Raw genomic sequence first — 18,051 nt, 5'->3', positions numbered from 1 at the left:
CGTTCGCCACCGGGCCCACCGGTCAGGAAAGGAACTTGTCCGGGGTCAGCGGCAACTCGCGAACCCGGATTCCGGTGGCATTGTAGGTGGCGTTGGCTATGGCCGCCGCCGCACCCACGATGCCTATTTCACCAATCCCCCGCGCCCCGAGGGGACCGGCGCGGTGGTCGGTTTCCTCGAGCCAGATGGCATCCACGTCCTCAATGTCCGCGTTGGCGGGTATGTGGTATTCGGCCAGGTCGTGGTTCATCACTTTCCCGAACCGGGCATCCATGACGCCGTCCTCGTGCAGCGCCATGCCGATTCCCATGGTCATGCCGCCGATGAACTGGGAGCGCGCCGTGCGGGGGTTGATGATCCGTCCGGCGGAGAACACCCCGAGCATCCTCGAGACCCGCACCTCCCCGGTGTCCGCGTGCACGCGGGCTTCGGCGAATTGCGCGCCAAAGGAATGCATCGCGTAGCGCTCGGTGTCCGGGTCCTTCATCCCCTGGGCCTGCGCCTGCGCCCCGGCCTCCGGCTTGTCGCCATGCTGGTTGCGGAAGGCCGCGGCTGCGGCGATGATCGCACCTCCCCAGCTCGCGGTGCCCGAGGACCCGCCGGCCACCGAGGCAACGGGCAGGGAGGTGTCGCCGATTTCAAGCCGTATTCGCTCTATCGGGCAATCCAGCGCGTCAGCCGCGATCTGGGTCAACGTGGTCCAGGTACCGGTGCCCAGATCCGCCGCACCGATTTGCACCGCATAGTTGCCGTCGACATTGAAGCGAATCCGCGCGGTGTTCTCGGGAACGCGGGAGAACGGGTAGGTCGAACTGGCCACGCCCAACCCCACGAGCCAACCGTCTTCTTCCCGGCTGCCCGGCCGGGCATTGCGCCGGTCCCAACCGAAGCGCTCGGCCCCCTTGGCCAGGCACTCCAGCAAATGGCGGCTGGAGAACGGCTTCCCGGAATCCGGATCGATCTGCGGTTCGTTGCGGACCCGCAGCTCGATGGGGTCCAGCCCGCAGGCCTCGGCCAATTCATCCATGGCAACTTCCGGACCGAACATGCCAGGACATTCCCCTGGCCCGCGCATCCACGACGGGACGGGGATATCCAACTTGGCCAGGCGGTGGGTGGTCTTGCGGTTCGGCGACGCGTACATCATCCGTGCCGGCACGCCCGTTTGCTCGGCGAACTCCTTGATCCGGGACGTCGGCTCCACCACGTCCTGGCAGATCGCGGTGAGACGGCCGTCCTCGGTGGCGCCCAGGCGCACATGCTGGATGGTGGGGGTCCGGTAGCCCGCGAGAGAAAACATCTGCTGGCGGGTCAGGGCGAACTTCACCGGCCGGCCATTGCTGCATTGGGCGGCCAGGGCTGCCAGAATCACGTGTGCGTGCGGCAGTCCCTTGGATCCGAAGCCGCCGCCCACATGGGGTGCAATGACACGGACGTTTTCGGGTTCCAATCCGAAGATCGGCGCAATGGTCTTCCGCACCGGATGCACACCCTGGGTCGAGTCGTACAGGGTCAGCGCACCGCCCTCCCACACCGCCACGGTGGCGTGCGGCTCCATGGGGTTGTTGTGCTCGGCCGGGGTCGTGTAGACGTGGTCAATGACCACTGCGGCCTCGGCGAGCGCTGCCTCGACGTCGCCTTCGGCGGTATCGGTGTCAAACCCTCCGTTGACCTCTTCGGGTGCATAGAGGCCCGGATGGTCGGATCTCAGCAGGGCGTCGTGCTCGTCCGCCTCGTATTCCACGGCCACCAATCCGGCCGCGTGACGCGCGGTTTCGAAGCTATCGGCAATCACCGCGCCCACGAACTGGCCGCGGAAACCCACCTCGGGGCCCTGCAGCACGGTGTATTCGGCATCGTCGGTCTGGGCCAGCTTCGGAGCGTTGAGATGGGTGATGACGGCGATCACGCCCTCAAGGGCCTCGGCATCACCCGTGTCGATCCGGCTGACCTTGCCCCGCGCGATGGTCGCCTGCACCGGGTAGAGGTAGGCAGGGTTCTCCACCTCTTGGTCAAAGGCGTAGGGCGCGGTGCCGCGCACCTTGGCAAGGCCGTCAAGGCGACGCAGGTCGGTGCTGATGGCCTTGGATTCGATCAATTCAGACATTGCTTATCCCTCCGGTGACCTCGCGCAGCACGGCCACCATGGTGTTGCGGGCCATGGGTATCTTGAAGGCGTTGTCCCCGAGCGCCGAGGCCGATTCAAGTTCCGCCTCGGCTGCCCGGCGAAAATTCTCCTCCGAGGCCTGCGCCCCGCGCAGGATCGCCTCGGCGCGTTCTGCCCGCCAGGGCTTGTGTGCCACTCCCCCCAGCGCCATGCGGACCTCGCGGATGGTTCCGTCCCCGTTCATGGAAACCACTGCAGCCACGGACACCAGGGCGAAGGCGTATGAGGCGCGGTCCCGCACCTTCCGGTATGCCGAGTGGCTCTGCGTGGCCGGCGGCAGCAGCACCGCGGTGACCAGCTCCCCATGTTCCAGGACGGTGTCGCGTTCCGGTTTGTCGCCGGGAAGCCGGTGGAACCCCGCCAGCGGAATGTTGCGTTCCCCGCTTGGTCCCCGGACCACGACCTCGGCATCCAGTGCCGCCATCGCGACCGCCATGTCCGAGGGGTGGACGGCCACGCAGGCTTCCGAGGCACCGAGGATGGCGTGGTTGCGGGTGTAACCCCCGATGGCCGAGCAGCCGGTACCGGGCTCGCGCTTGTTGCACGGGGTGGTCACGTCCTGGAAGTAGAGGCACCGGGTGCGCTGGAGCAGGTTCCCTCCGGTGGTGGCCATGTTGCGCAATTGGCCGGAGGCCCCGGCCAGCAGTGCCTGGGAAAGCACCCGGTAGCGTTCCCGGATGAGTGGATGGGCGGCAAGGTCGCTGTTGCGCACCGTCGCGCCGATCCGCACGCGGCCATCGGGCAGCTCTTCCACGCCATTCAGGGGGAGCCGGCTGATATCGACCAGCAGGTCCGGGTTGGCAATGCCGAGCTTCAGGTGGTCCACGAGGTTGGTGCCCCCTGCCAGGAACATGGCGTCGGGTTCTCCGGCCACCGCGGCCACCGCATCGGCCGGGTCCTCGGCACGCCGGTACTCGAAGGGCTTCATGATCCTGCACTTCCCTTCGGTGCCGGGGCTGCGACGCCGGTTGTGGACGCCGCTTCCTTCGCCGTCACGTCCCTGATGGCGGCAACGATGTTCACGTAGGCGCCGCAGCGGCAAAGGTTCCCGCTCATGCGTTCACGGATCTCTTCATCGGTGAGTTCCACCGGGGCGCCGGCATCTGCGGTGACGTGGCTTGGGTGGCCCTGGGCTGCTTCCCTCAGCATTCCCACGGCGGAACAAACCTGCCCGGGGGTGCAGAACCCGCACTGGAAACCATCCCTGTCCAGGAAGGCCTCTTGCATGGGATGCAGCTGCTCTCCCTCGCCCAGCCCCTGGGCCGTGGTCACGTCCGCGCCGTCCTGGGCCACGGCGAGCACCAGGCAGGAGGTCACGCGCCGTCCCTCGAGCAGCACCGTGCAGGAGCCGCACTGGCCGTGGTCGCAGCCCTTCTTGGGAGACGTGACCGCCAATCTGTCCCGCAGGGCGTCCAAGAGGGTCGTGCGGGTGTCAACGGTCAATGACCGCTCGGCACCGTCTACTATCAGGGTGATCTGAACGTCCATGGATGAGCAACTCCGTTGGTCCGAGCGGATTTTTCAGCCATTCGGACTCGCGCCGAATGCCAAACGTGCTTGTCCCGAACCTATCCCAGCGCTCCGGGGCGGACAACCCCTTTGTGCATGGACCCGGTTGGCCCCGACCGGGCGCCGGCAGTGCGGAGTGCGACGCGGAAAGCTCCTTGTTTCCCGGGTTCCAGGGTCGCTGCGCTCGCCGGTGGGTGTTCATGGGCAACGCGACAAAACCTGCCCACCGATCCTCCATGGGGGGGTCCGGTCGAAACCGAAGGGACGATCCTTAGTACATCCCGGCAGCCACCTTCACGTCCACGGGATTGGTGCGTGGACAGTGTGTCCACTGTCGATGACGCACCCCGCCCTTGTGTGACGGGCCCCGGTACGTATACTCCGAAAGGACAGCAGCGAAAAAGGGATGGTTCCGAGGGCCGTTCCGCGATTCGCCGGAGGGAACCTTGTCAGATCCCCGCCACCCGGGCGGGAAGTAGATGATGCATTGCTCTTTCAGTCCAGGAAGTGCGTGACCAAGCAAGGAGCCGCCGGTGTTCGAACCTCCCAGCATTGTCTTCGCCGCGGCGGGGGTCGCCGTCTTCGCCGCCGCTGTGCTGCCGCGGATACTGAGAAAAGTCCCGGTATCCATGCCGATGGTCTTCCTTGGTGCCGGGCTACTGGCCTTTACCGCGATCGGAACCCTGCCGGACCCCGATCCGGTCAAGTACGGGGAATTCACCACGCACTTGACCGAAATCTGCGTCATTGTCTCGCTGATGGGTGCTGGCCTGGCCCTTGACCGTCCCGTGGGCTGGCGGCGGTGGTCCACCACTTGGCGGATGCTGGGTGTGGCGATGCCGTTGTGCATCGCGGGCTTGGCATTGCTGGGGTTGTGGGTACTGGGGCTCGGGCTGGCGGCTGCCGTGCTGGTCGCCGCCGCTCTTGCGCCCACGGACCCGGTATTGGCGTCAGAAGTCCAGGTCGGGGAACCAGCGGATGACGATTCAGAAGCCGATCAGGAGGACGAAGTCCGTTTCGGGCTCACGTCCGAAGCCGGAATGAATGACGGACTGGCCTTCCCTTTCGTGTATTTGGCCATTGCACTCAGCATGGCCGGGGCTGCTTCCCCGGCGGAATGGATTCCGCAGTGGTTCGCCGTGGATGTGCTGTGGCGGATCGGCATCGGAATCCTGGCGGGCCTTGGAACCGGAAAGCTGCTGGGGCGGATCTTCTTCACGGCAAGGCATGGCAGTATCCGTCTGGCTGAGCATTCGGAGGGGTTCGTGGCCTTGGCGGCAACGTTCCTGGCCTATGGCGTGACCGAGATGGTCGAAGGTTATGGCTTCGTCGCCGTCTTCATCTGCGCGGTCACCATCCGGGCCGCCGAGCACACCCACGGCTACCACCGGGTGTTGCATAGCTACGTCGAGCAGTTGGAACGACTGATGACAGTCATCATCCTGGTCCTGCTCGGTGGTGCCATCGCGCGGGGGCTGTTGCACGGCATCGGGTGGGCGGAAGTGCTGGTGGCCCTCGCTTTTCTTCTTCTTATCCGGCCGGTGGCGGGCTGGATTGGTCTTGCCGGAGGCAGGACCGGTCCGCGGGACCGCATCGCGCTTTCGTTTTTCGGCGTTCGTGGCATCGGTTCGTTGTACTACCTGGGCTACGCGCTGGGGGAAGGGAACTTCGAGGGCCAGGCCGAGAGGCTGTGGGCGATCGTCGGTTTGGTTGTGACACTGTCCATTGTCCTGCACGGGGTTTCCGCCGGACCGGTCATGACCTCGCTGGACCGACTCCGCGAACGGCGTGCCCAGCAGCAGTTCGGGGACCAAGGACAGGCCCCGACCGTCTAGCGGCAGTCAATCGTCGGGGTGAATCAGCCTCTGGCTCATCCATCCACGGCGCAAAATGATGCGGCAGCCCATGCTTCTGGGCAAAATTGGTGTCATGGACACCAGCGACGAAGTTAACACCCAAGGATCAACGGTCGAGGACTGGACGCGGGCCTTGGCGCAATCCACCGGCTCCCCCGGCGGGGGCGCCGGGACGGGACTGATGCTCGCCATCGCCGCTTCGCTGACTTCCATGGTGGCCGGCTACACCGAAGCCGAAGACCACGAGCGCGGGGAGCTCGACAGCATTCGGGCACGGGCCCGGTCCCTCCGGAATGACGCTCTCGAATTGGCCGATCAGGATGCGTCTGCGTCCCGCGCCTTTGGAGCCGCATTTCGCTTGGAACCCGGACCGGAACGGGAAGCGGCCATATCCCGGGCATCCGTCGATGCTGCGAAGGCATCCGCCGTGCTCGGCAAACGAGCCATGGACGCCATCAACGATTTGGCGTGGCTCGCCGCCAACGGCAACCCGGCACTAGTTGCCGACGTCGTCGTCGCATTCGGCGCCCTCAGGGCAACGGTGGCCGGCGCGCGCACCAACGTCAGTTTCGACCTCGCTTCGCTCACCTCCGGCGGCAGCACCATGGAGCAGATCCGCGAGGAACATCCCGTCCTCTGGGCGATGGTCGGCGATCTCAACGACGCCATCGAACGGATCGACGCACTCACGGCCGAAATCGATCACCATGCCGCCCCAACTGACGCCGTCTAATCCGGGCCGCGTCTGCCGTATCCGGATATCCGTGGCCACCCTTGGATCCGTCCTGAACGCTTAACTGCTGTGTCGGATCGGAGTTGTCCCGACCACCGGCCGACAACCCCTGCGACCACCGCCCCAAACATCCCGGTAGGCTGGGAGGGCAGACCAACGATGGAAAGGCGGTACACATGGGCACCGGCAGAGCACCGCGCCGCCATCCCATTGCGGCTTTCCTCCCTTTACCTGCCCTTCTGGGAGTGGTCCTGCTCATCCTCGGTCTCATGGGGATGCACACCATCTCCGGCAGCCACGCCGAAACGTCCAAACCCACCTCTTCGGTGTCGGCTTCCACGGTTGGCGAGGGCCATCACCATTCCGGCCCCGCGGACCACACCCACGTTCCGTCGGCGACTTCCCCCGCGTCAGCAGGGGCGGACTTGCCTTGCCTCAGCTGCTGCGGCGACATGTCGCAGGCTTCGGCGTGCGATCTGGTGCCGGTGGCCAGTGGCCTGTCGTGGCTTTTCCTCCCGGTACTCATGGTCATGCCCGGCGGCCTGGGATTGCGCGGCCCGCCACTGGTCACCGGAGCCACAAATCATGTCCCACCTCCTCCTTCACTGATCGAACTGTCCATCAGCCGTACGTAAGACACCGGCCCCCCGCCACAGCGGACGGGCCAGCTTGCGCATGCCCGCACCGCCGCGGGCCGATAGACAGAATCCAATCGATTTTTGAAGGAAAACTCTCCCATGAAACGCCTTACCCTTATCTCAGCGACGGCCGTTGCAGCCACCTTGGCACTTGCCGGGTGTGCCTCGGAGACCGGATCGGAATCCACCATGCCGGGCATGGACCACGGCACCGCTTCCGCATCCCCGTCCGCCGAATCATCCGCAGCCGCAGAACACAACAGCGCCGATGCGATGTTCGCCCAAATGATGATCCCGCACCACGAGCAGGCCGTGGAAATGAGCGACATGGTGTTGGCCAAGGACGGCATCGACCCGTCGGTCACCGAGCTGGCCGAAGATATCAAGTCAGCCCAAGGCCCGGAAATCAAGACCATGACCGGCTGGCTCAACGCCTGGGGTGAACCGGTCACCATGTCCGGGGACCACCGGATGGAGGGCATGATGACCGAGGACGACATGGCCGCCCTTGAAGCAGCCCAGGGAACCGAGGCAGCCAGGCTCTTCCTGACGCAGATGGTCAAGCACCACGAGGGCGCCGTCAAGATGGCCCAGGAAGAAACCGCCAACGGGTCCAACCCGGACGCCGTCGCCCAGGCGGAAAAGATGGCCAAGGACCAGAGCGGGGAAATCGACAAGATGAAGGAACTGCTGGCCGGCCTCTAAGGCAGCATGCCGTTTGGTTGCGGGGCGCGATGCGCCCCGCAACACCCTCGTCATTTCTTTTTTCTGTTCTGGAGACTCCATTCATGATCCGCCCTGCCCTTTCCCCTGCCCGCACTAGGGGCCGTGCGGCTGCTGCCGCCGCCGCCCTTCTCCTCCTGCTGACCTCCTGCACCCCGGCGTCCCCCCAAGGCCCGCAACCCGAAGCGCCTGCCCAACCCTACGCCCACATCCATGGCATGGCTGTCGATTCCGAGACCGGAAAAGTCATGCTGGCCACTCATGACGGGCTCTTCGGCCTCGGCTCCGGATCCCCGGAAAAGATTGGCCCCGCCATCGACCTGATGGGCTTCGCACCCGCCGGCAATGACCACTACTACGCCTCCGGACACCCGGCACCGGACACCGGTCTGCCCGAACCGGCAGGACTGCTCCGCTCCCAGGATGGCGGGGAAACCTGGCAACAGGTCTCCTTGGGCGGCGTCTCCGATTTCCACGCCCTGGCGGTCACCCGCAGCGGAATCATCGGTTTTGACGGAACCCTGAAGACCACCGCGGACCTGGAAACCTGGACCACCCGCGAGGTCGGGTTCGACCCCTATCACCTGTCTGGGACACCGACCGGCGATGTCGTCCTGGCCACCACGGCTGCCGGCGTGCACCGTTCCACCGACGGCGGTAAAACCTGGGCGGCACCCTCGACCGGGCCGGTCCTGCTGCTGACAGCCTTTGCCACCGCTTCAACGGTCATCGGCGTGGCACCGGACGGGGCAGTGCATGTCAGCTCGGACGCTGGCCGGACCTGGCGGGCAACCGGGACCGCCACCGGCCAGCCCTCGGCACTGACCGCCGCTGGCCCGGATGAGCGCCCGCAGATATGGGTTGCCACGCCCACCGGCATCGAGCATTCCGTCGACGGCGGAGAAACCTTCAGCACGGAGATCAAGTGACCCCGTTCGGTAACCGCCCCAAAAGCCGGAGGAACACCAAGCCAATGCCCCTTCCTGCAGGCGTCACGATTCGCCGCGCCTCATCCTCCGATCTTTCCCTGACGGGCCACTGGCAATGCCGATACCTCCGCGACGGGCTGTTTCCCCGGCTGGGTCCCAGGTTCGTCCGGCACTGGCATGCGACCTTCCTCGACGCACCGCGCGGGTTCGCATTCATCGCCGAAGCCCAGGGCCCGGACGGCCGGGTACCGTTGGGCTTCCTCTTCGGCTCCAGCGACCAGCTCCGCCACGTCGATGACGTGCTCCGAGTGCACCGGACGCGGCTGGCCGTCCAGGGCGGCCTCGCCCTGGTGATTCGGCCCAAGCTGTTCCTGGGATTCTTGCGCACCCGCGGCAGGTCCTACCTCAGACGACTGCTCAAGCGACCGGTCACCGTGGTGGCTCCTGCGGCCGCCCGTGTGCCTGTGTCCGTGCCTCGTGTCGCTGTCATCACCGCTCTTGTGGTGCATCCGGAATCCCGGGGCCACGGCGTAGGCGAACAGCTGGTGAATCATTTCCTCTCCCAGGCTTCGGACGCTGGGGCGCCGTTGGCCGAACTAGTGACCAAGGCAGGTCCGGGCGGAGCCGGGCGCTTCTACGAACGGCTCGGATGGGCACCCGTGCATGCACATACAACTAAGGACGGAGAAACAGCGAAGACCTATCGTGTCGATTTGTCCCAGGGGAAGCCCGAGGGGAATCGCCCTTCAGCGCAGGAGTTGCCGCCGGAGTAGTCACCGAGCAGTCATTGGCCGAACCTTGGTTTGTGCCCGGACCCCGTCCTTCGTGATCTCCGTGCGAGCGCCCATCGTCCACTGGTATCCCCTCGCCCAAGAACACCATCGTGTCCAACAGCCGGGTAGGGTTTGGCGAGCATCTGCTACATGAGGCACCGATCGAATGTGCGAGTGCTCTCGAAGAGTTCCGGCGAAGTCTTCATAAATGGCCATGAGGCTCACATACTGATTTGACGGGACCGTCCCCGTTGCGGGGCGGCCGAAATGCTGGACGCGTCAGAGCAGGAGTCCCTCATGAATTCCAAAGACAGATCGCAGTCAATCATGCGGCGGAAGCCCATCGACGAGATCGAGGAAGAGAATAAACACAGCGGACTGCACAAGTCCCTCGGGCTGTGGCAGTTGACCGCGATCGGTGTCGGTGGCATCATCGGCGTCGGCATCTTCTCCCTGGCGGGCCTGGTGGCCCACGGCAGCGATACCGAGCCCGGCGTCGGCCCCGCCGTGCTGATCTCCTTCCTGATCGCCGGCCTGGCATCCGCGGCTGCGGCCCTGTCCTATGCGGAGTTCGCCGGCATGATCCCCCGCGCCGGCTCGGCCTACACCTACGGGTACGTGGCCCTCGGGGAAATCATCGGCTGGTTCATCGGCTGGGACCTGCTGCTCGAATACATCGCCATCGTGGCGGTGGTGGCCATCGGCATCTCCGGCTATTTCGATGCCTTCCTCGCCGGCATCGGCATCGACCTGCCCGACTGGGCGGCCTCCACCGCCGACGAAGGCCGCGGCGGCATCGTGAACATCCCCGCCATCGTCGTCTGCGTCCTGGTGACCTGGATCCTCTCCCGCGGCACCCGGACCTTCGGGCGCTTCGAACTGGTCGCCGTCGCCATCAAGGTCGTGTTGATCCTGTTCATCATCGGCCTGGGCATCTTCTACATCAACACCCAGAACTACGACCCGTTCATGCCCAGCGGATTCGGACCAGTCGTGGCGGGAGCAGCTACCGTGTTCTTCGCAGTCTTCGGCTACGACGCCATGAGCACCGCCGCCGAGGAATCCACCGACGGCAAGAAACACATGCCCAAGGCCATCATCTTCTCCCTCATCATCGCCATGCTCCTCTACGTCGCCGCAACGCTGGTGCTCACCGGCATGCAGAACTACCGGGACATCGACCCGACCGCCGGATTCGCCTCCGCCTTCAACGGCGTGGGGCTCCCGGTCATCGCCACGATCATCTCAGTCTTTGCTGTCCTGTCCATCCTCACCGTGATGCTGACCTTCCTGCTGGGCGTCACCCGCGTCTGGTTCTCCATGAGCCGCGACGGTCTTCTGCCCGGCTGGTTCTCCAAGACCGACCGCCACGGCACACCGCAACGCGTCACCTGGATCGCCGGCATCGCCTCCGCGTTCCTGGCAGGGGTCTTCCCCATCAAGGCAGTCGCGGACCTGACCAACATCGGCATCCTTGCCGCCTTCGTGGTGGTCTGCCTCGCCGTCATCATCTTCCGCTACAAGAAGCCCGACGCCCACCGGACGTTCCGGCTCCCGTTCATGCCGGTGGTCCCTGCATTCGGCGTGCTGGCCTCCGGGTTCCTGATGCTGCAGCTGCACTGGGAAACGTGGCTCCGCTTTACTGTCTGGCTGGTGGTCGGCCTGGCCATCTACTTCTTCTACGGCCGCAAGCACTCCCTCATGAACCCGGACAGCCCGCGGCACGACGAACGCGTGGAGGTGCCGCACGGGGATACCTAGGCCACGGAGCAGCATTTCGCCGACCTATCCCCCACCGAACTACCGGGGCATCGCGTATCCGACATTTGAATATGTGCCGTATTCAAAGTTCGCGGCGGCGCAGATCCCACGGGCGGCCCTGCATTCGGCTAGCCATGTTGTCGGGCACTCGCCTAGGGTGGGAAGTGGACGAAAGGAGCACTTCATGAAGAAAATCCTCATGGTACTTACCAGCGTTTCCGAGATCGGCAATACAGGAGAGAAGACCGGCTACAACGTGGCCGAGGCTGCACATCCCTGGAAGGTCTTCAAGGACTCCGGGCATTTCGTCGACTTCGCGTCCATCCAGGGCGGACAGCCTCCGCGCGACACGGTGGACTCCGAAGATCCCATCCAGGTTGCCTTCACGGAAGACGAGACCACCCGCGCCGGCCTCTACAACACGGCCCGGGTCGACGTCGTCGATCCCGACCAGTACGACGCGGTGTACCTCGTGGGAGGCCACGGCACCATGTGGGACTTCCCGGACAGCGAGGGCCTGCAGAACCTGGTGGCCAGCGTCTACAACACGGGCGGAGTGGTCGGCGCGGTCTGCCACGGACCAGCAGGCTTGGTGAACGTGGAACTGCAGAACGGGCTTCGCCTCGTCGAAGGCCGAAGGGTGGCTGCCTTTACCAACGACGAAGAGGTTGCCGCAGAGAAGGACAAGGTCATCCCATTCTTCCTGGCAGACCGGCTGGAGGAACAGGGTGCCACCCACGTATCCGCGGGCGTCTGGGCGGAAAACGTAGTGGTGGACGAACGCCTGGTGACCGGCCAGAACCCGGCCTCCGCTGCCGGCGTGGCCAAGGAAATGGAGAAGCTTCTGGCCGAGGTCATCCATCAGGAGAAGGCCGCCGAGCATGACGAGGCCGATGCGCTGCGTGCTGAGAAGGACGCAGAAAAGGCAGCCAAGAAAGCAGCCGACGCACACACGGAGCACTGACGCCAACAGCGCACTGAGACTGGCGGCCGCCCCGGACAACGGGGCGGCCGCCAGTTGTCGTTTGCTGCTAGCTGAAGCCGTCCCTGAAATCAGGCCGATGTTTTGTGAGAGACCAGGTCTGCCGGGTGCTTCCAGCAGGGTGGGAAAATGGCACCGAAACCATGCCTCAGCAATCCATTCCGTCTCCCAGTGCCGCGGCGGCACGCTGCTGCAGCGCCGTCGCCCACCAGAATGATCTCATGGCGAGTGGTGCCGAGCGGCTGTCCGGCACCGGTGTTTCTGGGGGGGTCGAGGGTGCCGCTTGACCTCGGGCAGGAACCCCTATTGGTACCCCAGACTAGGGGGCCCTCGCCGATGTAAGACCCGTCTACAGCAAGATAATGAAGACTCGCGTGGATGGGCTACGTACATTCAAATTGCTAGTTTGCCCCAACGGTTTTCCGGCAAAGGGACACATACCGCTTGGCAATCTCACGGGGCGTTAGTTCACCAGTGCCTCGGTACCACTGGGAAACGCCGACACAAATGTTGGTGATGGCCCGGGCAGCTTCACGAGGAAATTCATTCACAAATATTCCTGTGTCGCACCCTTCGAGCACCAAATCGGTCAACAGTTTCTGCTGCCTACTGCGAGCTGAAAGATGTTCTAACCGAGCGGCACCCTCGAGGCTGCGGATTTCACTGAACGAGATGAAGGCGACTTCGCGCCTGTACGCATGGAAAAGAACCAGGCATTCAATTAAGCGGTCAAATCTTGAAAGCACGTCACGTGGACCGTCATCCAGGGCGGCCTGGGAACGGACCCATAGTTCATGCATTGCGGTTCGGTCCAGCTCGTCAAGGATTGAATGCTTAGAGCTGAAGTGGTGGTAAACCCCGGGAACGGAAAGGCCGGACGAATCCGCGATCTTCCTGATGGTCGTACCGTGGTAGCCATTTTCCATAAAGCAGCCCAGTGCTCCGGACAAAATGGGACCTAATTCCGCCTCTCCAAAGTCACGCCAGTTGGCAATCTCCATGTCCTGCACTGGGGGGTGCTGCGCTACGCTCACTGCATTCCTCTCAATTTCCCGGGGTTTCGCATGAAAAAACCTTTGTCAGGCAATCACTTGACGCGGTACGTGATCCACATTACATTGAAGCTTACCGAGCGAGCGCTCGGTTGTCATCTTGGAAATGACGGAGGAATGATTCGATGCGAGAAACCACGGAATCCCCTTGGACTCAGCTCTACCCGGAGTGGGTTGACGCCGACGTCCACACTGTTCTCGGGACCATTTGTGCCGAGTGGGACCGTCGCGTGGAACGATCACCGGACGCCGTTGCCGTCTCCTACTTCGAGGGAGCGTTCTCTGTTTCCCAGTTCGATGCTGTTGCAAATTCCCTGGCATGTGCCTTCCAGGCCCGAGGGGTCGGCCCCGGGGATGTTGTGGGTATCTATCTGCAGAATATTCCGCAGTTTGCAATCAGTATGCTTGCGATCTGGAAGTCGGGCGCTACGGTGCTGGTGCTCAACCCGATGTACAAGGGACGGGAACTGCAGAAACTGGTCAACGACTCTCAGACGGTGGGAATCATCGCCCTTGAAGAGGACCGGGAACGCGTGCTGGACGACGTGGTGGAGAACCCGGACGTCTGGGTAATCGGGACCAATGACCTCGAACTCCGGATTCCCGCCGAAATCAAGGCACTGCTCCACGGTAGCCCCAGCCCCACCGAGGTCAGCGAGTATTCCTCGCTCATCAACGAATTCGCGGGTCGTGTGCCTGCCTTTATCGCCGTGGAACCTTCCACACCGGCTCTGCTGACCTACACCTCAGGCACCACCGGCCCCGCGAAGGGTTCGGTGGGCACGCATCGAAACGCACTGGCCGTTGCAGCATCCTATGCCAACTGGCAAGGGCTGGGCCCTGACGACGTGGTCCTTGCCGTGGCACCGCTCTTCCATATCACCGGTGCGGTCGCCTGTGCCATCACCACTCTGCTCTACGGTGGGGAACTGGTCTTCATTAACCGCCCATCCGCCCGCGCAGTTGTCGATGTCATTCGACACCGCGGCGTCACCCAGGTCATCGGCTCCATCACGGTGTTCAACGGGATCCTCGAACTGGCGCAGGCAGAGTCGGCAGATCTGCGCACGATTCGCTACCTATACTCTGGCGGCGCCCCGATCCCGCCGGCAACGGTGGCCCGCTTCCACGAGCGATTCGGGCTCTACATCCACAATGTGTACGGGATGACCGAAACATCATCGGCGATCATCGCTGTTCCGGCCGGGCTGCAGGCACCAGTCGACCCGGCATTCGGCACCCTTTCGATCGGCATCCCGCTGCCGGGCGTGACGGCACGGGTCATCGACCACAACGGAAACGAGGTTGCCACGGGAATATCCGGGGAACTGGAGATCACCGGTCCATCGGTGACACCGGGATACCTGAACAGACCGGCGGAAACGGAGCAGGCCATCCCCAACGGCAGACTCCGCACCGGAGACGTTGCGGTCATGGACGAATCCGGCTGGGTCTATCTCGTGGACCGTATGAAAGACCTAATCAACACCTCCGGCTACAAGGTCTGGCCTCGTGAGGTCGAGGATGCCATTTACGAACACGACGCGGTCATGGAAGCGGCCGTGGTCGGCGCGCCCGACGCATATCGCGGCGAAACCGTAGTCGCCTTCGTTTCGTTGAAAGCAGGCCGGATCACAAGCGAGGCTGAGCTGATCGCCCATTGCAGGGAACGCCTAGCCGCCTACAAATATCCACGATCCATCCGCTTCTTAGAGGATCTCCCTAAGACTCAATCCGGCAAAATCCAACGCCGCCAACTACGAACCACTCTTTCACTCCCCGAGAAGCAAGAAGTTGATAATGCCTGAGACCTCGCTCCCCTTGGAGGGGAAATTCGCTATTGTCACCGGTGCCAGCCGCGGTATCGGGCTCGCCATCGCCACGCGCCTGGCCCAGGACGGGGCCGGCGTCATCATCACCGCCCGCGGACAGGAATCCCTCGACGAGGCCGCCGCCCAAATTCCCGGTGGCAAGGCAATCGCCGTCGCCGGAAAATCCCATGATCCCGCCCACCAGCGTGAAGTCCTCGAAACCGCCCACCGCGAATTCGGTGCCATCGACATCCTCGTCAACAATGCGGGCATCAACCCCGTTTACGGACCGCTCATGGACATCGATCTCGAAGCGGCTTCAAAAATCCTCAACGTCAACGTGCTCGGCACCCTCGCGTGGACACAGGCATTGGTCGGCGACGAGCGCCTGGGATTCCGTGCCCGCGGGGGCTCGGTCGTGAATATCTCCTCGGTCACCGGAGCAGTCCCGTCCGAAGGGATCGGTTTCTATGGAATCAGCAAAGCCGCGGTCGGACATCTGACCCGCACCCTCGCTGTGGAGCTCGGCCCGGAGATCCGCGTCAATTCGATCTCACCCGGCGTGGTGAAAACCCAATTCGCCCGCGCCCTCTACGAGGGGAAGGAAGACGACGTGGTCGCCGCTTACCCGTTGAAACGGCTCGGTGTACCCGAAGACGTTGCCTCGGCCGCAGCATTCCTCGCGGGCCCGGACTCCTCATGGATCACCGGACAAGACCTCACAGTGGACGGCGGCCTGACCATGGCCGGCGGTTCCGCCTAAGACCTCCCGACCAAGACAAGGGAATGAACCATGACATTTGAACTGCCCCAGGATGTGGAACAACTCCGCACACAGACACGGGATTTCATTCGCAACCGCGTGACCCCCCACGAACCGGCTCCCGGTGAGCGCCTCGAGGAAACTTTGCGGATTTCCCTCGGTGAAGAAGCCAAGGAACTCGGGATCTTTGCACCCCACGTCCCGAAGGAATTCGGCGGCCGCGGCCTTGCGTTGCGCCATTGGTCCCCCATTTTCCAGGAAGCAGGATATTCGCCAATAGGCCCTGCTGTGCTGAACATCATGGCACCGGACGAGGGCAACATGCACATGCTCAACCTCATCGGCACGCCCGAACAAAAGGAAGAGTTCTTGGCACCGTTGGCGGCCGGAACCACGCGCTCCTGCTTCGGCATGACAGAACCGCACCCCGGAGCAGGATCCGATCCACATGCGCTCAACGCGGAAGCAGTCAAGGACGGCGACGGGTGGATTCTCAACGGCGAGAAGCGTTTCAGCAGTGGGGCCGAAATCGCCGGATTCGTCATCTACATGGCACGCACCGCCAACATCGGCGCGCACCCGGACGGCGCCACCATGTTCCTGGTGCCCATGGACACCCCGGGTGTTTCGGTCGGCAAGCCAATCCACACCATCGATCGGGCCATCGTCGGCGGGCACCCGCACCTGCACTTCGAGGACGTCAGGGTCCCCGACTCAGCGGTCTTGGGAGAGGTCGGGCTTGGTTTCAAGTACGCACAGGTCCGCCTAGGCCCGGCCCGCCTGACCCACTGCATGCGCTGGCTCGGATTGGCCAGGCGCGCGCAAGACATCGTGCTGGACCGCACCAACACCCGCGAGATTTTCGGTTCCACCATCGGCGAGCTGGGCATCGCACAGAACATGCTGGCCGAATCCGCCATCGACATCGAAACGACCGACGCCATCATCACCAAGACCGCCAACTTGTTGGAAACCGACCCGAAGGCAGGATCTGCCCTGTCCTCGATTGCCAAGGTCCATTCCTCCGAAGCCGTGTTCAGGATTATCGACAGGGCCATCCAGCTGTGCGGTGGCGACGGGGTCTCCGACGGCCTGCCATTGGCCCAGTACCTCAGCGAGGTACGTCCGTTCAGGATCTACGACGGGTCAAATGAGACGCACAAATGGGCCATTGCCCGGCGTGCCAGTTCCCGGCGCCGGCGCGAGGTTGCCAATGGCGAGGAATTCCGTGGAAACGCCGTCAGCCGACAGCGGGTGTTCGTATGAGCGCCGGGGACGGGCACAAGGACGTCGTGGAAACCTTCGACGGCCGGGAGGGCCAGCAGCCGTTGCTGATCTTGGACCGACTCGAAGCGTTCCTCGATGCAGAAGGCATAGGAACCGGGCCGCTGGGCTGGTCCCGGATTGGGGAAGGCCAGTCGAACGTGACCTACCGAATCACCCGGGGAAAAGAGGATCTGGTCCTGCGCCGCGGCCCCCGCCCTCCCCTGCCGCGTTCGACCCACGACATGGTGCGTGAGGCGCGCATCCAACGACTGCTCATGAACGAAGGGTTTCCGGTGCCGAACATAGTCGCCAGTTCCACCGACGACTCTATCCTGGGGGTCCCGTTCTATGTGATGGATTTCCTGGAAGGTGAAGTCATTACCGGAAACTCGCCCCGACAACTGGTTTCCGCCGAGTCCAAGCGACTGACCAGTGAACAGACTGTGGATACCTTGGTGCAGTTGCACTCACTCGATGTTTCGGCCGGCCCTCTGTCGACCTTGGGCCGCCCGGATGGATACTTGAAGCGGCAAGTCGACCGTTTCTCCTCCCTCTGGGAGGTCAATACGCTGCGTTCACTCCCCCAAGTTGCCGCGCTGGGGTCTTGGCTTGAAAGCAACCTTCCGGACACCCAGCGTCATTCGCTAATTCACGGTGATTACCGGATGGGAAACCTGATGTTCACGGATTCCCCCACCCCATCGGTGCTTGCGGTCTTGGACTGGGAAATGGCCACGCTCGGTGATCCCTTGGCCGACTTGGGTTACCTATTGGCGACATACGCAGAGCGGGGCGAAGGACCCACGGTCATGGAGCTCACCTCCGTCACCCGGGAACCCGGCTATTTCGCCAGGACGGACATCATCAAGCGTTACCAGGAACGTATCTCGCTGGATCTCTCCGCCCTGCCTTGGTACCAAGCCCTTGCGTTGTGGAAGTCCTCAATCTTCTGCGAAGCGATTTATACCCGGTGGTTGAAGGGCGAGCGGCCCGAGGACAAGACCTTTGCCGCAACCCTTGAAAAGGGCGTCCCGGAGCTGCTGGCCAAGGCGCAGTCATTCGCCACCCAGTTGGTCTAGACCGGCAAT

15 protein-coding genes are annotated in these 18,051 nt (G+C 63.7%); 11 read left to right on the top strand and 4 right to left on the bottom strand.

The features are described 5' to 3' along the window. Positions 1–22 precede the first annotated feature (22 nt). From ABD687_RS19860 to ABD687_RS19850, 3 genes are read right to left on the bottom strand one after another with little or no spacing between them, the layout of a single operon-like run. A complete protein-coding gene (locus tag ABD687_RS19860) occupies positions 23–2,107 on the bottom strand; it encodes a xanthine dehydrogenase family protein molybdopterin-binding subunit (protein ID WP_310288619.1) in 2,085 nt (694 codons plus the stop codon). Further along, entirely contained in the window at positions 2,100–3,095 is a 996-nt protein-coding gene (locus tag ABD687_RS19855) for an FAD binding domain-containing protein (RefSeq protein WP_310288621.1), read from the bottom strand. The genes ABD687_RS19860 and ABD687_RS19855 overlap by 8 nt, the downstream gene beginning before the upstream one ends. Beyond that, positions 3,092–3,655, bottom strand: coding sequence for a 2Fe-2S iron-sulfur cluster-binding protein (locus ABD687_RS19850; RefSeq protein WP_310288623.1), 564 nt, complete (start codon positions 3,653–3,655; stop codon positions 3,092–3,094). Before ABD687_RS19850 ends, ABD687_RS19855 begins: the two co-directional genes overlap by 4 nt. A 554-nt stretch (positions 3,656–4,209) precedes the next feature. On the opposite strand from ABD687_RS19850, the gene ABD687_RS19845 reads away from it, so the two are divergent. The 7 genes from ABD687_RS19845 to ABD687_RS19815 all read left to right on the top strand — a co-directional run bounded on the left by ABD687_RS19845 (position 4,210) and on the right by ABD687_RS19815 (position 12,053). Then, positions 4,210–5,511: a cation:proton antiporter gene (locus tag ABD687_RS19845; RefSeq protein WP_310288625.1), complete on the top strand. Its 1,302-nt coding sequence runs from the start codon at positions 4,210–4,212 to the stop codon at positions 5,509–5,511. 70 nt (positions 5,512–5,581) lie between these two features. Continuing rightward, positions 5,582–6,265 carry a cyclodeaminase/cyclohydrolase family protein gene (locus ABD687_RS19840; RefSeq protein WP_377700270.1) on the top strand — a complete coding sequence of 228 codons (684 nt, stop codon included), beginning with the start codon at positions 5,582–5,584 and terminating at the stop codon, positions 6,263–6,265. A gap of 737 nt (positions 6,266–7,002) precedes the next feature. Further along, positions 7,003–7,608: a DUF305 domain-containing protein gene (locus tag ABD687_RS19835; protein ID WP_310288626.1), complete on the top strand. Its 606-nt coding sequence runs from the start codon at positions 7,003–7,005 to the stop codon at positions 7,606–7,608. 83 nt (positions 7,609–7,691) lie between these two features. After that, on the top strand, positions 7,692–8,555 hold the full coding sequence (locus ABD687_RS19830) for a F510_1955 family glycosylhydrolase (RefSeq protein ID WP_310288629.1): 864 nt from the start codon (positions 7,692–7,694) through the stop codon (positions 8,553–8,555). Between the two features lie 44 nt (positions 8,556–8,599). After that, entirely contained in the window at positions 8,600–9,328 is a 729-nt protein-coding gene (locus ABD687_RS19825) for a GNAT family N-acetyltransferase (RefSeq protein WP_310288631.1), read from the top strand. A 297-nt stretch (positions 9,329–9,625) separates the two neighbouring features. After that, positions 9,626–11,089 (top strand): amino acid permease, encoded by a 1,464-nt coding sequence (locus tag ABD687_RS19820; protein ID WP_310288633.1) that lies wholly within the window; start codon positions 9,626–9,628, stop codon positions 11,087–11,089. 184 nt (positions 11,090–11,273) lie between these two features. Next, positions 11,274–12,053, top strand: a complete 780-nt coding sequence (locus ABD687_RS19815) for a type 1 glutamine amidotransferase domain-containing protein (protein WP_310288635.1) — start codon at positions 11,274–11,276, stop codon at positions 12,051–12,053. A gap of 419 nt (positions 12,054–12,472) precedes the next feature. Here the strand turns inward: ABD687_RS19815 and ABD687_RS19810 are convergent, their stop codons facing one another. Beyond that, positions 12,473–13,105, bottom strand: a complete 633-nt coding sequence (locus ABD687_RS19810) for a TetR/AcrR family transcriptional regulator (RefSeq protein ID WP_310288638.1) — start codon at positions 13,103–13,105, stop codon at positions 12,473–12,475. A gap of 143 nt (positions 13,106–13,248) precedes the next feature. Between ABD687_RS19810 and ABD687_RS19805 the strand changes: the two genes are divergently transcribed. The 4 genes from ABD687_RS19805 to ABD687_RS19790 are packed head-to-tail and all read left to right on the top strand — an operon-like array spanning position 13,249 to position 18,042. After that, a complete protein-coding gene (locus ABD687_RS19805) occupies positions 13,249–14,931 on the top strand; it encodes a class I adenylate-forming enzyme family protein (RefSeq protein WP_310288639.1) in 1,683 nt (560 codons plus the stop codon). Beyond that, complete coding sequence (locus ABD687_RS19800) at positions 14,924–15,697, top strand: SDR family oxidoreductase (protein WP_310288641.1); 774 nt, start codon at positions 14,924–14,926, stop codon at positions 15,695–15,697. Before ABD687_RS19805 ends, ABD687_RS19800 begins: the two co-directional genes overlap by 8 nt. Positions 15,698–15,727: 30 nt before the next feature. After that, the gene (locus ABD687_RS19795; RefSeq protein ID WP_310288644.1) at positions 15,728–16,963 is read left to right on the top strand and encodes an acyl-CoA dehydrogenase family protein; all 1,236 of its coding nucleotides are present in this window, start codon (positions 15,728–15,730) and stop codon (positions 16,961–16,963) included. Beyond that, positions 16,960–18,042, top strand: a complete 1,083-nt coding sequence (locus ABD687_RS19790) for a phosphotransferase family protein (RefSeq protein ID WP_310288647.1) — start codon at positions 16,960–16,962, stop codon at positions 18,040–18,042. The genes ABD687_RS19795 and ABD687_RS19790 overlap by 4 nt, the downstream gene beginning before the upstream one ends. The last annotated feature ends 9 nt before the right edge of the window (positions 18,043–18,051 follow it).

The sequence above is a fragment of the Paeniglutamicibacter sulfureus genome (genome assembly GCF_039535115.1).
Lineage (GTDB): Bacteria > Actinomycetota > Actinomycetes > Actinomycetales > Micrococcaceae > Paeniglutamicibacter > Paeniglutamicibacter sulfureus.
This window is presented reverse-complemented; position numbering and strand designations above follow the sequence as displayed.